The 13,983-nt window shown below is 60.9% G+C and carries 15 protein-coding genes; 5 read left to right on the forward strand and 10 right to left on the reverse strand.

Annotated features, from left to right (window positions below; all coding sequences use genetic code 11):
• Nucleotides 1-11: 11 nt before the first annotated feature.
• Nucleotides 12-1,436 (forward strand): DUF1501 domain-containing protein, encoded by a 1,425-nt coding sequence (locus tag KDL09_RS12845; protein WP_294386078.1) that lies wholly within the window; start codon nt 12-14, stop codon nt 1,434-1,436.
• Between the two features lie 18 nt (nt 1,437-1,454).
• Here the strand turns inward: KDL09_RS12845 and KDL09_RS12850 are convergent, their stop codons facing one another.
• Both KDL09_RS12850 and KDL09_RS12855 read right to left on the reverse strand, forming a co-directional pair.
• Complete coding sequence (locus KDL09_RS12850) at nt 1,455-1,847, reverse strand: hypothetical protein (protein ID WP_294385598.1); 393 nt, start codon at nt 1,845-1,847, stop codon at nt 1,455-1,457.
• A 27-nt stretch (nt 1,848-1,874) separates the two neighbouring features.
• On the reverse strand, nt 1,875-3,221 hold the full coding sequence (locus KDL09_RS12855) for a Gfo/Idh/MocA family oxidoreductase (protein WP_294385601.1): 1,347 nt from the start codon (nt 3,219-3,221) through the stop codon (nt 1,875-1,877).
• A gap of 69 nt (nt 3,222-3,290) precedes the next feature.
• On the opposite strand from KDL09_RS12855, the gene KDL09_RS12860 reads away from it, so the two are divergent.
• The gene (locus KDL09_RS12860) at nt 3,291-3,920 is read left to right on the forward strand and encodes a cyclase family protein (protein WP_294385603.1); all 630 of its coding nucleotides are present in this window, start codon (nt 3,291-3,293) and stop codon (nt 3,918-3,920) included.
• A gap of 6 nt (nt 3,921-3,926) precedes the next feature.
• Here KDL09_RS12860 and KDL09_RS12865 read toward each other — a convergent pair whose 3' ends face one another.
• The 4 genes from KDL09_RS12865 to KDL09_RS12880 are packed head-to-tail and all read right to left on the reverse strand — an operon-like array spanning nt 3,927 to nt 7,269.
• Entirely contained in the window at nt 3,927-4,538 is a 612-nt protein-coding gene (locus tag KDL09_RS12865; protein ID WP_294385605.1) for a L,D-transpeptidase, read from the reverse strand.
• A gap of 12 nt (nt 4,539-4,550) precedes the next feature.
• On the reverse strand, nt 4,551-5,132 hold the full coding sequence (locus KDL09_RS12870) for a hypothetical protein (protein WP_294385607.1): 582 nt from the start codon (nt 5,130-5,132) through the stop codon (nt 4,551-4,553).
• Nucleotides 5,133-5,138: 6 nt separating this feature from the next.
• Nucleotides 5,139-5,957, reverse strand: coding sequence for a rhomboid family intramembrane serine protease (locus tag KDL09_RS12875; protein WP_294385608.1), 819 nt, complete (start codon nt 5,955-5,957; stop codon nt 5,139-5,141).
• Between the two features lie 13 nt (nt 5,958-5,970).
• Nucleotides 5,971-7,269 (reverse strand): ABC transporter permease, encoded by a 1,299-nt coding sequence (locus tag KDL09_RS12880; RefSeq protein ID WP_294385611.1) that lies wholly within the window; start codon nt 7,267-7,269, stop codon nt 5,971-5,973.
• 98 nt (nt 7,270-7,367) lie between these two features.
• Between KDL09_RS12880 and KDL09_RS12885 the strand changes: the two genes are divergently transcribed.
• Nucleotides 7,368-8,033: a DUF4412 domain-containing protein gene (locus tag KDL09_RS12885; protein ID WP_294385613.1), complete on the forward strand. Its 666-nt coding sequence runs from the start codon at nt 7,368-7,370 to the stop codon at nt 8,031-8,033.
• Nucleotide 8,034: 1 nt separating this feature from the next.
• On the opposite strand, the gene KDL09_RS12890 is transcribed toward KDL09_RS12885, so the two are convergent.
• Nucleotides 8,035-9,060, reverse strand: a complete 1,026-nt coding sequence (locus tag KDL09_RS12890) for a beta-ketoacyl synthase N-terminal-like domain-containing protein (RefSeq protein WP_294385616.1) — start codon at nt 9,058-9,060, stop codon at nt 8,035-8,037.
• Nucleotides 9,057-10,280 (reverse strand): beta-ketoacyl-[acyl-carrier-protein] synthase family protein, encoded by a 1,224-nt coding sequence (locus KDL09_RS12895; protein ID WP_294385618.1) that lies wholly within the window; start codon nt 10,278-10,280, stop codon nt 9,057-9,059. The genes KDL09_RS12890 and KDL09_RS12895 overlap by 4 nt, the downstream gene beginning before the upstream one ends.
• A 79-nt stretch (nt 10,281-10,359) precedes the next feature.
• Here KDL09_RS12895 and KDL09_RS12900 point away from each other — a divergent pair, with 79 nt between their 5' ends.
• Together KDL09_RS12900 and KDL09_RS12905 are read left to right on the forward strand one after the other, a co-directional pair.
• Nucleotides 10,360-11,577: an AMP-binding protein gene (locus tag KDL09_RS12900; RefSeq protein ID WP_294385620.1), complete on the forward strand. Its 1,218-nt coding sequence runs from the start codon at nt 10,360-10,362 to the stop codon at nt 11,575-11,577.
• Nucleotides 11,574-12,236: a class I SAM-dependent methyltransferase gene (locus KDL09_RS12905; RefSeq protein ID WP_294385622.1), complete on the forward strand. Its 663-nt coding sequence runs from the start codon at nt 11,574-11,576 to the stop codon at nt 12,234-12,236. The genes KDL09_RS12900 and KDL09_RS12905 overlap by 4 nt, the downstream gene beginning before the upstream one ends.
• On the opposite strand, the gene KDL09_RS12910 is transcribed toward KDL09_RS12905, so the two are convergent.
• The gene (locus KDL09_RS12910; protein ID WP_294385624.1) at nt 12,186-13,013 is read right to left on the reverse strand and encodes a polysaccharide deacetylase family protein; all 828 of its coding nucleotides are present in this window, start codon (nt 13,011-13,013) and stop codon (nt 12,186-12,188) included. The genes KDL09_RS12905 and KDL09_RS12910 overlap by 51 nt on opposite strands.
• On the reverse strand, nt 13,010-13,945 hold the full coding sequence (locus KDL09_RS12915) for a hypothetical protein (RefSeq protein ID WP_294385626.1): 936 nt from the start codon (nt 13,943-13,945) through the stop codon (nt 13,010-13,012). The genes KDL09_RS12910 and KDL09_RS12915 overlap by 4 nt, the downstream gene beginning before the upstream one ends.
• Nucleotides 13,946-13,983 lie beyond the last annotated feature (38 nt).

Below are 13,983 nucleotides of genomic sequence, written 5' to 3' on the forward strand. Positions count from 1 at the left end.
ATTCGCATGCAATGAACCTCCGCACTGAACTTCAGGCCGAATACGCCCGCTACCGCACCCGCCGCTGGTTTTTCAAAGACTGCGGCGTGGGCCTGGCGAGCATTGCGGCGATGGATCTGATGCGTGGCAACGCCGCCGCGGCACCGGCCCGTCCGCTGGCGGTCAAGAAGCCGCATTACGGCGCGAAGGCGAAGCGTGTCATCTACCTCTTCATGGGCGGTGCGCCGAGCCATCTGGAGCTGTTCGACAACAAGCCGGAGCTCTCGAAATGGGACGGCAAGCTGCCGCCGCCCAACCTGCTCGAAGGCTATCGTGCCGCGTTCATCAATCCGAACAGCAAGCTGCTCGGACCGAAGTTCAAATTCGCACGGCATGGTCAGAGCGGCGCGGAATTGAGCGAACTGCTGCCGCACCTCTCGAAGATCGCCGACGATCTCACGATCGTGCGCTCGATGAAGACGGACGCGTTTAATCATGCGCCCGGTCAAATTTTGATGAGCACCGGTTCGCAGATCTTCGGTCGTCCAAGCTTCGGCGCGTGGACGCTCTATGGCCTCGGCACGGAGAACGAAGACCTGCCCGGCTACGTCGTGATGCAAAGCGGGCAGAAAGGTCCGAGCGGCGGCTTGAGCAACTTCGGCTGCGGTTTCCTGCCCACCGTGTATCAAGGCGTACCTTTCCGCAGCAGCGGCGAGCCTGTGCTGTTCCTCAACAATCCCGAAGGCGTCGACGACGCGACGCAGCGTGACACGCTCGACGTGCTGAAGCAGCTCAACGAGGAGCGGCTCAACGTCGTGGGCGATCCGGAGATCGCCAGCCGCATCAACAGCTTCGAGCTGGCCTATCGCATGCAGCAGACCGCGCCGGAGCTGATGGACATCTCGAAGGAGCCGAAGCACATCCTCGACATGTATGGCGCGAAACCCGGCGAGGCGTCCTTCGCGAACAACTGCCTGCTCGCGCGTCGTCTCATCGAAAGCGGCGTGCGTTTCGTGCAGCTCTTCCACGAGGCGTGGGATCATCACGGTGGCTTGGTGAAGGGTTTGAAGGATCAATGCGGTCTCACCGACCAGCCATGCGCCGCGCTGGTGCTCGACTTGAAGCAACGCGGACTGCTCGACGACACGCTCGTCATCTGGGGCGGTGAATTCGGTCGCACCCCGATGGTGCAGGGCGGCAACGACGGTCGCGATCATCATCCGAACTGCTTCAGCATGTGGTTCGCCGGCGGCGGCATGAAGCCGGGCCTCACGCTCGGCCAGAGCGACGAGTTCGGCTTCAATACGACCGAAGATCCCGTGCACGTGCACGATCTGCATGCCACACTGCTGCATCTGCTCGGTTTCGAACACACGAAGCTCAGCCAGCGCTTCCAGGGCCTCGACATGAGGCTCACGGGCGTCGCGGGCGAGCTGGTGACGAAGCTGTTGGCGTGATGATGCGGGTGCCTGGAGTCAGTCCACTCGCGTCATCCTCCTGAAAAAGCGCCGCAGCCAGGATGCGCGTTCAGTTTCGATCGCAAGCCCCTCATAATCCGCAGCAGCAATGACCGCCTGTAATCTGGTGGCGAAACACCAAGGTCGAAAACGCATGACTCGTCCTTTTGACAACTGTGTTCGCTCGATCATTCTTGGATCATCAAGATCGCACAAGATGTAATCGGGTTGTTCGCTGACTGCCGAGAACTTGATTAGCTGCCCTGCGGGGAGGGTTCCCATTTCTGAGTCGTAATAATCGTCAAGGATAGCAGTCGTGTCGTAGGCCCATACATAAGTGACTGAAAGGTTGGCAAGGACTCGTCTCCAATGAGACGGTGTTTCGGAATCGCTTATGGCAAGGTCTTGCATGCTTGATGAGCACGGCTGAAATCTGCTTCAGATGCCGTATCCCGCGCGATAGGCCTTGTGGATGATCGCATCCGCCTCGGGCGTGTTTGGCGACTTGAGCGCGTTCGTGTCCCACTCAACGCGTTTGCCAAAGCGAACAGCGAGAAGACCGACGAGCAGTGTTTCGGTGAAGGGCGCGGAATACCAGAAGCCGCTCTTCGCGTCCTGCGGGTTGCCGGTTTTACAGGCTTCGAGGAATTCGGCGCGGTGGCCGTTTTTGCAGCGTGGGATCGTCTTCGCGGGAATGACGAACTGCTGCATCTTGGATTCCGGAACGATGCGCGGCGTGCCGCTCCAACCGCCGGCGAGGATGCAGCCTTTGTCACCGACGAAATAGATGCCGTTGTCGCCGAGGTTGCGCGTTTCTTCGAGGCCTTCGGGACGGGGCGGAAGCTTGCCACCGTCATACCAGACCATCTTCACCGGTCCGCGATCGCCTTTGGCGGGGAAGTGGTAGGTAATGATGCTCCACACGGGATACGATTCGTTGTTGTTCGGGCCGTTCTCGGCCTCCACCCAGTTGGGCGCGTCGAGATCGAGCGCATAGAAGGCGGGATCGGCGTTGTGCACGGCCATGTCTCCCAGAGCACCGCAGCCGAAGTCCCACCAGCCGCGCCATTTGCGCGGACAGAAGTCAGGATGATACGGACGTTCCTTCGCAGGGCCGAGCCACAGGTTCCAATCGAGGTTCTTCGGCACGGGCGGTGTGTCGGTGGGATAGGCCTTGCCCTGCGTGTCCCAGAATTTGCCCGGACGATCCGACCACACATGCACCTCCGTCACCTTTCCGATGGCCCCGGCTTGAATCCACTCACGCGTGAGGCGGATGCCTTCGTCGGCATGGCCTTGGTTGCCCATCTGCGTGACGCGGTTCGTCTCCTTCGCGACATCTCGCATCGCGCGAGCCTCGGCGATGGTGTGAGCGAGCGGTTTCTCGACATAGACATGACGCCCGGCGCGCATGGCCATGATGCTCGCAGGCGCATGCACATGATCGGGCGTGGCGACGAGCACGGCGTCGATGTCCTTCTGTTTGTCCAACAGCTCGCGGTAGTCGCGGTAGAGCTTCGCATTCGGATATTTCTTGATCGATCCTGCGGCGCGATCGAGATCGACATCGCACAGCGCGACGAAATTGGCGATGCCCGAGGCGTCGAGATCGCGGATGTCACCACCGCCTTGTCCACCAATGCCGATACAGCCGAGATTCACCTTCTCACTCGGCGGCGTGAAGCCCGGGCCGCCAATCACATGGCGCTCAACGATTTGAAATCCGAAAGCCGTGGCAGCAGCGGTTTTGACGAACTGACGGCGGGAGGTGGCTGGGGTGCTCATGCGTTGAGCAAACGGGTTGCCTTCCGCGGGTCTTGCGCCTTGGTTCGTCCCTGTCACCCCTCTTTCACCATGAAACGTCCTTGGAAAGATGTGTCCGTGCCGATACGCGACGGCATGGTGCACTGGCCCGGCGATCCCGAGTGCCACATCAAGCGCGTGAACCGCATGGAAGACGGTGCGGTGTGCAATCTCACCCACATCTCCATGAGCGCCCACACGGGCACGCACATGGATGCGCCGCGGCATTTCATCGCCGATGGCATGACGATGGAACAAATGCCGCTGGAGGCCGTGATCGGCCGATGTCGCGTGTTTGAACTCGACTGCGAAGATCAAATCACCGCCGATGACCTGAAAAAACTCAAGCTCATGCCCGGCCAGCGCGTGCTCTTCAAAACGCGCAACTCAGCGCGAAGCTGGAACTCGGACGAGTTCGACAAGGACTTCGTCTCCATCCGTCAGGACGCGGCGCAATATCTCGTCGAGCAGGAGGTCATGACCGTCGGCGTCGATTATTTGAGCATCGGCGGCTTCAACAAGGACGGCGTCGAGACGCATCAGATCATGCTCGGCGCCGGCATCTGGGTGATCGAGGGCCTCAACCTCTCCGAAATCAAAGATGGCTACTACGAGCTGATCTGCCTGCCGCTGAAGATCGTGGGCGCGGACGGTGCGCCGTGCCGCGTGGTGTTGCGCTAGCCTGTCTCAAAGTGGCCCCAGCCTTGAAGGTGCACGATGCGCCTCGTGGTGAACTCGGATTCGAGTGCCCACGCGGCAAAGTTCCCAGCACTTCTTTTGTGGTTCCTCAGGGCAACGGATGCAGCCATGACTGGTGCATTGACCACGCTCAAAGCCGCCCACATGCATGCCCACGCCGTGATCGGTCAATCGCAGCCAGAACGGCATGGCAATGCCGAGATACTCGGTGCCTGCGGGCTTCGGCCCCTCGTGTTCCCAGGTGCGTGCGACCACGACTTCGCCGGTCTTTGGCTTCACATACTGGCCGTATAGGTTCGAGCGCTTGAGCGGAAGTTTTTCCCGCACGTTGAACTCGCCCGCCGGCGTCTCGTGTCCGGGCAGCCCAGGAGACACATCCATCTCCACAAGAACATTGCCGCCTTCGTCGAGCAACTGAGCCGTCTGGCTCGCCAGCGAGACATCCACATTCACTTTTCCAGGCTTCGCTGCAGCGCAACGTTCCTCATCGATATGCCAACGCGGATAGGCGAAAGACTGCGTGGGAGGTTGTTTCCGCCATCCCTGACACGAGATGAGACAAAGTGCGATCAGCAGGCAGAAGAGCTGTTGGAGTGACATCAGAGCGAAAGATCAATGTTTGGCAGATGAACGCCTGTCTCGTTCAAAGGATTCTGTCTCCTCCTTGGTCATGCCAAAGAGACGGAGCCTTTCGATGCCGTGCCAGCCTTTCGGTTCGACCCAGCGAACGGCCCAGCCTGCGAGATCCAGCGAGTTGCGCGAGGTGGTGACAAACAAGTCATCGCCTTTGATGAACTCGAAGTCCTCCCAGTGGTAGCGTTCATTGCGGCACATGCCGTTGCCCAGCATGCGCTGGGAGAAAATCTGCTTGTTGAGATAGTCCAGGATGATGAGCTGGGCATGGCGGCCAGGAAGTGTGCGCTCGATCCACGCCACCGTGCTGGTTTTTTCTGAGGCAAACTCTGGCATCATGGGGCTGAAGCCGCCTGCTCTGTTGATGAGTTCTGACAGCGGCTCACGCAAAGTTCGCGATACCCGATATTTGCCTCCATTCTTCACGTGACCCGTGATGTGGATCTCGACCTCGGGTGATTTTCCAGCACCGCCTTGTGGGTATGCCACCTTACGACCGGGCAGGATGGAACAACTGGCGATGAAAAGCAGACTGACGATGGTGGGAAAATGGTGGTGCATAAAGTGTCAACCCGCGCGCCTCTTCATCTCATCGCTGGCCTTGTCGAGAATGCGGCGTTCGTCGGCGGTGAGGCTCTGCATGCCATGATGGCTGATCTTGTCGAGGATGTCATCGACGCTGGGTGTTTTGCTGGCCGCAGGCTTGGTCGGTCGTGTTTTTGAGCTCGTAGTGAAGACAACTTTGGGCAGCCTGGGTAGCTTCAGCTCGCCTTTCTCAAAGCGGATGAAGGCGTAGGCGGTGCCGACGTTGGCGGCGAGGAGGAACAAAGAGGCCCAGTCGCGGCCGGCGAGGCTGCCAAGGGCGTTCACGCCGACGAGAATCGCAGCGAGCACCCAGGCATCCAGCGTCAGGATGATGATGCAGATTTTCGCGCGCGGGTAGAGCGTGGCGAACGCGATGAAGACGCCGAATTCAAGCTGCGTGATTCCGGCACAGGCAAAACCGTGAATGCCGACGAGTCCAAACAGTGTGATGAGCAGCGGCGACACCAGCAACAGCAGCAGGAGCAGCCGCACAAAAGCACGGCGGCCCAGATGACGTTCGACCGCTTCGCCGAAGTTCCAGAGCAGGTAGCAGCCAAGGAGAATCCAGAGACTCGGTGGATTGACGAGCACGTAGGTCAGCGGCGTCCAGAGATGCCATTGACGGAAGGCGCTGTCGAAAGTGAAAACGAAATGTCCCATTACCTCGTAGCCGAGCAGGGCGGTGACGATCATGCTCGCCGCGCCGGCGAGCGCGATGATCGCGGCGAGATAGATGGGCTGCTGCTTCCACCATGTCAGCGGCAGATGGTCTTTGGATTCGGGGAGCCAGGAGTTGAGCATGGGCGAAGGTGGTTCATTTCCGCAATCGGTCCACCAACACGGCGCCGAGAATGACGAGACCGAGGACGATTTTTTGCGTATTGCTTTCGACGTTGGTGAGGTTCATGCCGTTTTGAATCACGGCAATGATGAAGGCGCCGATCAAGGTGCCGGACATGGTGCCTTTGCCACCGCTGAGACTCGTGCCGCCGACCACGACCGCGGCGATGACATACAGCTCATACATCTGGCCGTAGGTGGGCGAGCCGCTTTTCAACAATGAAGCCGTCACCACACCTCCGAGCCCGGCGAGCAGACCGCAGAGGATGTAGGCAATGAGGATGACACGTTTGACAGGCACCCCGGAGACAAACGCGGCCTCGGTGTTGCCCCCGACGGCGTAGAGATGCCGACCGAAACTTGTCTGGGTCATCACGATGTGTGCAACAGCATAAAGCAGCAGCATGAGCACGACGGCGTTGGGAAGGCCGAACAAGTCGGATCCACGTCCGAGCCAGACGAACGAATCGGGCACCTGATAGACGGACTGGTTTTCCGACAGCCGCCCGGCAAGACCACTGCACACCAGCATCATCGCCAGCGTGACAATGAACGGCGGCATGCGCAATCGTGTGACAAATGCGCCGGAGATCAAACCACAAGCACCGCACAGAACGATGCCGCCGATTCCTGCGGCGAGCATTCCAACCGTTCCGGCACTCGTTCCGCCGCAGAAATCGCGCACGATCATTGCCGTGACGACGGCGGAGAGAGCGATGAGGCTGCCAACGCTCAAGTCGATGCCACCTGTGATGATGACGATCGTCATACCAATGGCGAGAATGGCGATGACCGCGATCTGGTTGGCGATGTTAAGCAGATTGTCGGCCTTGAGAAAAACCGGCCAGGACTGCGAACGCGGTTTGAGCACGCGCGTGTTTTTGAGCGCAGGGAAGTCGGTGGCGAGATCGCTGAAGACTAGCCACGACGCGGTAATTTGATTGCAGGCGATGACATCGAGGCCTCCGGAGTCTGCCGCGCGCAAGAGGGCGGCGCGGGCGTCTTTGGGTTCACCGCGAACGATTTCGGCACGGGAGCCGAGTGCGGTGTTCAACGCTTCGGCGAAAGCGATGTCTTCCGCCTGCGGACGCACGACGATGAGCACTTTCTCATCTGGTTTGATGCGCGAGGCCAGTTCCTGAGCCGTCGCTGTGTCCTGCGGCTGCTGCTCGGTCCAGGTGACGATGCTGAAGAAGGCGCAGAGCAGCGCCAGTGCGGCGAACATGCCTGAGCCGGCGAGGTGATGGCGGATGAAGGCAGGAAGGCGGCTCATGCGGAAGCAATGATCATGCGGGGCAGACACGGGCAGTTCAAGGCCGGAGACGTTCGCGATTGACCACCGGGGAGGTGGTCGGTTACCGTCCGGACATCATGAAAACGCTCGCCCGCTCGGTTGTTGCCCTTCTTTTTGCCGCCACGCTTGCCAGGGCCGACTGGGTGCTCGTTCAAAAGTCCGTCACGGACGGCAAGGAAAAGGAGGTGACGACCAAAATCAAAGGAGAGCAGGCGCGCGTGGACATGGGAACGCAGATGAGCGTGATCGTGGGAGAGCAGGGCATGGTGATGCTCATGCATGCTCAGAAGGTGATGATGAAGATGGATCTGGCGACGATGAAGACCGCGATGGAGATGGCGGGCAAGGCCTCCGCCGTGCTCGACAAGCAGCCCGCCGCCAAACCAGTGGCGACCGGAGAGAAGGATAAGGTCGGCCAATGGGATACGGAGATTTTCACGTGGGAAGGACAGATGGGGAAAGGCCGCTTCTGGGTGGCGAAAGATTTTCCGAAGCATGCCGAAATCAGCGCCATCAGTGACAAGCTTGGCCAGGTGGTGGGCAAGTCGATGGCGGGACTGGCACCGCAGGCGTCTGATTTCGACGGCATGGTGGTGAAGTCCGAAGTGACGATGATGGGCAAGAAAGTCTCGTCGAGCCTGGTCTCTGCGAAGGAGGAGGATGTGGATCCGAAGGAGTTCGCCCCGCCAGACGGCTACAACGAGATGAAGATGCCCATGCTGCAGGGTGCAGGGAAGCCGTGATTCACGGCGTCAGCACGCATGCGTAGGCGGCGGTGTTGGTTCCGGGCATGGAGATGACCACAGGCTGCTGTGTTTCGCGCGCAGCAAGCGTTCCGAGCACGAGCTGCAGGGCGGATGCGGCTCCCATGCTCTCGCCCAAAACTTTTTTGGGGCTGAGCACGGCATTCCAAGACACTCCGGACCATGCGGCGGTTTCTGCGCGATCGAGTCGCACGATGCCACTGCGGTCGTCGATGAGCGTGGCGTTGCCGTTGAATTTCACGCGAGTTTCTGCCGCGAGTTCGGCGAGCAACGTGCCGCGTTCACTCCATGAGAGGTAGGACATCGGGCCGAGGATCTCGCTCATAAGCATTCCGTCACCAGTGGCGGATAGCAGGAGGGCTCCGGCGCCTTCTGACGCGATATGTTTGGGATGGTAGTAGGTAAGCGCTTCGGCGCTGAGCCAGTCACATTCTTCGGCGGCGATGACGAGGCATTCTTCTACAACGCCGCTGCTAATCCAGAATGCGGCGGTGTCGAGGGCCTCCATGATCGAGTTCGGACTGCCCACCAGTGTGCTGACAGCACCGTCGATTCCGAGAAACGAGGCAATGTGCGAGGCCGGCGCATTAAAGACGGTCTCGGGGAAGATGAGCGGGCTGGCCTGGGCGGGGTTTTGCAGCACTTCGTGATAAAAACGGCCCGTGTAGTTCACGCAGCCGTTCATCATGACAAAGAGAATGCCCAGTCCTCGCGGCGGGGCCGCCGGATTGTGTCCGGCATCGGCCAGTGCTTCCAAAGCTGCGGACACGGAGTAGCGGGTGATCGCACTGGAGCGGCGCAGACGTGGATGGCGGGTGATTTTTTCGGGCGGCACGGCGGGGACAAGGCGCGTTTCGCAGGGCCAGGTGCGGTCGTCGCCAGGACGCGTACATTTCGCGGAGGGCAGCGGTTTTCCAGCACGCACTGCCTGTTGCATGGCTGCAGCGCTCCATCCGGCGGCGCTCACGGCGCCGACGCCGCGGATGCGGATGTTCTGCGCGTTCATGCGGCCCTCCTTTCCATCACGAGCGTGGCGTTCGTGCCGCCAAAGCCGAATGAGTTGGTCAGCGCATATTGGAGACTGGCGCGTCGAAACTGCCGCACGAGATCAAAGTGCACGGCGGGATCCACCTCGCGCACGTTAAGGCTCGCCGGCAGCCACTGACCCTGCAGAGCCATCAGGCAGATCACGGCTTCGACGGCGCCCGCACCGCCGAGCAGGTGACCCATGGCAGACTTGGTGGAGCTGACCGGGATGTGTTTCACGGCATCTCCCGCCCATGCGGCTATGGCGGCGGCTTCGGCCACATCATTGAAAGGCGTGCCAGTACCGTGGGAGTTGATATAGCCGATTTGGTCCGGTGAAACTCCCGCCTGGGCACAGGCGGCGGTCATGGTGCGAATGGCGGCCTTTCCTTCGGGATCGGGCTGCGTGAGATGATGGAGGTCGGTGGCGGTCGAGTAACCGGCCACGTCTCCCAGCGCATCGCTTCGACGCACGTCTTCCGCCTCGAGAAGCATGACGGCAGCTCCTTCACCGAGCGCCAGTCCGTCGCGCTGCGCGTCAAAGGGACGCGGGATGCCGCTGGGGGCGAGGGCATGCAGACTGTCGAACCCGGCGAACACGAGACGTGCGAGCGCATCGTAACCGCCGGCGAGCACGCGTTTGGCGCGTCCCGAACGGATCATGTCAGCCGCCCAGCCGATGGCGTTGGCACCGGAGGCGCAGGCGTTTGAAACGATGACCACCGGTCCACGCCAGTCGAACTCGGTGGCGATGCTGGTCATCTGCCGCTGCTGCTGATAGTACTCCGCCCGCGAAAGCTGCGACGGTATGCGGCTCGTGCCGTGGCGTGCCTTTTCAAAGTAGGCTTCGCCCAGAGGCATCGCTCCGGCCGAGGTGCCGATGACCATGGCATCGATCCCCTGCATGTCATGACGACCCGCCTGGGCCAAAGCCTCACGGATCGCGATGAGGAGCATCTGTGTGCCGCGGTCGATGAAAGGCTGCTTGTGCGCAGGGACACGAAGAAATGGAGTTTCCTCCGGGAGATCGACCACGCCGGCGGTCTTGGCAATGAGGGCGCTCGTGTCAAACAGATCGACCGGCCTGAATGCGATGCGGTCCGCCGCCAGCGACTGCTCGTTCGCCTGCCAGCCGATGCCCAGCGGCGAGACGATCCCGGCTCCGGTGATGGCGATGCGCTGGCGAGAAGGGGAAGGCACTGGGGAAACAGGATGAGATTCGTCGTGTGTAGGGTTGAACTGCCAACTCAAACGTTCATTCTACGACACGGCGCGGCGCATGGTTTACGCTTCGTCGCCAGGACTGCAAATGTTTGGTGAACGCTGGGATCGTATTGTGGCTGAGCGCGGCGCGCAGGCCGCCCTGTATCTGGCTGACGGCAGCGCCACGACCTTCCGCGAACTTGACGCCGAGGCGCGTGCGGCGAAGCCTGTGGGCGATCACGTTTTGGTTCAAGGTGATGCGCCGGCGATCATGCGTTCGCTGCTGGCCGGACTGCTTCACGGTGTGCCGGTGCAGCTGGTGGAAAAGGACCGTCAACGCCGGGTTCCCGTCATTCCTCCGCCTGCAGGCACAGCTTTGATCAAGCAAACCGTCGGCGGTTCAGGACTGCGCCGCTGCCAGTTTTTCACCCTCGATCAAGTCGCCGCCGATGTGGACCGCCTGCATGCAGCACTGGATCTCGGCACACTTGGTGTGGGCGTGGCGGCGATTTCATGCGCGCATTCATTTGGTCTGACGATGACCGTGCTGCAGACGCTGTTCAACGGCGTGCCGACCTGCTTTGCGCCGCAGCCATTCGCTCAGCCGCTGATGGAGGCGATGAGACATCACACACGCGTTTTTCTGCCCGGAGTTCCGGCTTTGTGGAAAGCCTGGCTTATGGGCGAGGTGCAGTTTGGGAACGTCAGCCTCGCGATCTCGGCGGGATCTCCGCTCACGCTCAAACTGGAGCAAATGGCGATGGAGAAACACGGCCTGAAGATTCACAACCTGTATGGGACGAGCGAGTGCGGGGCCGTTTCGTGGGATGCCTCGGATTCGCTGCGCACCGACGCGCGCGATTTGGGCGCACTGCTGCCGGGGGTGGAGACACAGATCGATGGCTCCGGACGTCTCATCGTCTCCAGCAGTTCGGTCGGGCTCGGCTACGACGAGATGATTCCGGGGGAACGCTATGGAGAGGGTGTGTTCGTCACGAGTGATCAGATCGACTCGAGCGGAGAACGTTTGATGTTCGAGCAGTGCATCGGAGGTGGCATCAATGTGGCCGGTCGCAAGTTGAGCCCGGCTGAGATTGGTGAAAAGATTCGACGTGCCGCAGGACTGACGGCAGTGACGATTCGCGGTGCGACGAGCCGCGATCCCGAGCGTTGCCAGGACATCGTGGCGGAGCTGGAGATGCCCAGGGCGGAAATTGACGCGGCTTTTAAAGTCAGGGCCTGTTCTCTGCTGGCGCCATGGGAAGTGCCGCGTAGATGGACGGGCAAGCCATGACTATGCCGTTGTCCGCAGCCATTCTGAAGCGCATCGCCTTTCTCTGTCCGAAGCGCTGGGATCGCTGTTACACGCTGATGAAGCTGGCGACGGACCCGGTCTATGCGGCCGTGGGGAAAGAACTCGGTGGATCAACGCTGCCGGTGCTCGACGTCGGCTGCGGGATCGGTCTGCTGGCGTTTTACCTGCGTGAATCAGGATTCACGCAGGACATTTCAGGCTTCGACTATGACGAAAAAAAAATCTCCAGCGCGCGAGCGATGGCTGTGTCAGGCGGTTATGAAGGCCTGAGTTTTATGGCGGGTGACGCGCGCAGCGGGCTGCCGGAATTCAGCGGTCATGTGGTGATCCTCGACATCCTGCAGTTTTTCAAACGCGAGGAGCAGGCGGCGTTGCTGAAAGCGGCGGCGGCCCGGGTGGCGGAAGGGGGGCGGCTCATCATTCGCACCGGCTTGCAGGATGATTCGACACGTTTCCACGTCACCGTGATCGGAGACTGGGTCGCCAGGCTGACGCTTTGGATGAAGGAGGCGCCGGTCTGCTATCCTGATGGCGAATTGTTCAGGTCCGTGCTCGGGAACGCCGGCCTGAAGGTTTGCGTGAAGCCGTTATGGGGCGGCACGCCGTTCAACAACCATCTCGTCGTCGCTGAACGATAGATCAGCAGGCGGGGTGGAGCACTCGAGGCCGCTTTCGGCCATCATGGTGGCCACGGACCGGGCCACTTCGACGGCAACGGGAGTGCCTTCGTGGATCAGGACGATGGAATCCGCCTTTAACCGGCGGCGGATACGACGCGTGATCAAATCCACGTTTTGAGCTACGCCGTCGAAGCCCCGTGCACTCCAAATCAGCATCCGCAGGCCCAAAGCCTGCACGATGAGGGAGGTGAACATGTTGTGATGACCTGCCGGCGGACGGAAAAACCGCGGCGGATGTTCCGGGCAGATCGACATCAGCGTTTCCTGACAGCCTGAAATCTCGCGCCATAACTGCGGTGCCTGGAGCGACCAGAACATCGCGGCCGGATGCGTCTGCGTGTGATTGCCGATCTCATGACCACGGGCTACGATTTCACGCACGAGGTATGGGTGCTTTGCCGCGCGCTCGCCGACGAGAAAAAACACGGCTTTGAGACGATGCTCGTCAAGGATGTCCAAAATGGCCGGAGTGTGCTGCGGATGAGGGCCGTCATCGATGGTCAGCAGCGTGCAGTTTCCACCGGACCGCAGTTGTTTGATCATCGGACCAAACAGCGCACAACGTGGCACCAGCGTGCCGATCATGACCGTGGCCATGACGCTGATGAACAGCGCACCCGCCGCCACAAACTGCCCGAACCAGACCAGCAAGCCGACGATCAACAAGGGAAGCAGCGAGAGGGCACGGCGAGCACGCGAGCGCCGCATACAGCGTGAGCGTACTTCCGCATTCATGCCGGATCGCGGGTGACGAGCGGTTCAAACACAAACCATTGATCCCAGTGCCGCAGCAGAAAACGATGCATCACCGGCAGCCACGCGGCGCCGATCTCTTCAGCCTTGGGCTTGCGTCCGCCCGGATGAAACGGTTTGCCGATTTCGATGCGGTAGGAGAGTCGTCCTCTGCGGCTCAGAAACACGGGATAGCATGGCACTCCCGTCACTTCGGCCAGCACGAGCGGTCCGCGCGGGATCTGATAGGTCAAGCCGTCGATGCTGGCCTGGGTAGGGGCCACTTCTCCCATCACGCGGTCGCCCTGAACGCAGACCACCTCACCCGCGAGCAGTTTTCGGCAGAGTTCGATGCCGAGGTGACTGTCGGGTTTGTTGTAGTGGATGTGCAGGTTCGGCTCGCGGCTTTCCTCTCCGCGCAGCTCCTTCTCACGCAGCTCTTGCAGCGACGCCGAGGACTCGGGCATGCGCACGGTGTGGATCGGGCGGCCAAACTTGCGTGCGAAGAGGCCGGCGCCGATGTCGTAGTTGCCCGAATGAAGGGTGAAGATCAGCGCGCCGATGGGTTCGTTCTGCAGCGCTTCGAACTCACCCTTGCCGATGATTTCCCAGTCCACTTCGCGGTCGAAATGCAGGCACCACAACCGGTCGAGATAGGTCAGGGCGAACTGGAGGAACACCTGGAAGCCGGCGATGCAACTCGACCCTTTGCCGGGAATGAGAGCACTGAGATTGGCGCGCACCGCCTCACGCTGAGGCACCGCCAGCAGGTAGATCACCGCCGTCACCGGATAGGCGAGCAGAGTGAACACGGGAGCCGGAAGCCAGCGCATCCCTGACAGGAGCATCCGGGTCCAGAACGCATCATGCAGATCCATGCGGGCAGCAGGAGTTTCAGGCTGCGGCTGGTGGGTTGCAGTTTCGGCGGATGGCATTATTTAGAGATGAGCGAATAGGGGCGGGAGACGATCTG

Source organism: Prosthecobacter sp. (assembly GCF_020439865.1).
GTDB lineage: Bacteria > Verrucomicrobiota > Verrucomicrobiia > Verrucomicrobiales > Verrucomicrobiaceae > Prosthecobacter.

Excerpts from the sequence above, each read along its gene's own strand:
- KDL09_RS12870 (WP_294385607.1), bottom strand. The coding sequence starts at position 5,132 with ATGCACCACCATTTTCCCACCATCGTCAGTCTGCTTTTCATCGCCAGT.
- KDL09_RS12845 (WP_294386078.1), top strand. The coding sequence starts at position 12 with ATGAACCTCCGCACTGAACTTCAGGCCGAATACGCCCGCTACCGCACC.
- KDL09_RS12880 (WP_294385611.1), bottom strand. The coding sequence starts at position 7,269 with ATGAGCCGCCTTCCTGCCTTCATCCGCCATCACCTCGCCGGCTCAGGC.
- KDL09_RS12890 (WP_294385616.1), bottom strand. The coding sequence starts at position 9,060 with ATGAACGCGCAGAACATCCGCATCCGCGGCGTCGGCGCCGTGAGCGCC.
- KDL09_RS12855 (WP_294385601.1), bottom strand. The coding sequence starts at position 3,221 with ATGAGCACCCCAGCCACCTCCCGCCGTCAGTTCGTCAAAACCGCTGCT.
- KDL09_RS12865 (WP_294385605.1), bottom strand. The coding sequence starts at position 4,538 with ATGTCACTCCAACAGCTCTTCTGCCTGCTGATCGCACTTTGTCTCATC.
- KDL09_RS12910 (WP_294385624.1), bottom strand. The coding sequence starts at position 13,013 with ATGAATGCGGAAGTACGCTCACGCTGTATGCGGCGCTCGCGTGCTCGC.
- KDL09_RS12915 (WP_294385626.1), bottom strand. The coding sequence starts at position 13,945 with ATGCCATCCGCCGAAACTGCAACCCACCAGCCGCAGCCTGAAACTCCT.
- KDL09_RS12905 (WP_294385622.1), top strand. The coding sequence starts at position 11,574 with ATGACTATGCCGTTGTCCGCAGCCATTCTGAAGCGCATCGCCTTTCTC.
- KDL09_RS12885 (WP_294385613.1), top strand. The coding sequence starts at position 7,368 with ATGAAAACGCTCGCCCGCTCGGTTGTTGCCCTTCTTTTTGCCGCCACG.
- KDL09_RS12850 (WP_294385598.1), bottom strand. The coding sequence starts at position 1,847 with ATGCAAGACCTTGCCATAAGCGATTCCGAAACACCGTCTCATTGGAGA.
- KDL09_RS12900 (WP_294385620.1), top strand. The coding sequence starts at position 10,360 with ATGGTTTACGCTTCGTCGCCAGGACTGCAAATGTTTGGTGAACGCTGG.
- KDL09_RS12875 (WP_294385608.1), bottom strand. The coding sequence starts at position 5,957 with ATGCTCAACTCCTGGCTCCCCGAATCCAAAGACCATCTGCCGCTGACA.
- KDL09_RS12860 (WP_294385603.1), top strand. The coding sequence starts at position 3,291 with ATGAAACGTCCTTGGAAAGATGTGTCCGTGCCGATACGCGACGGCATG.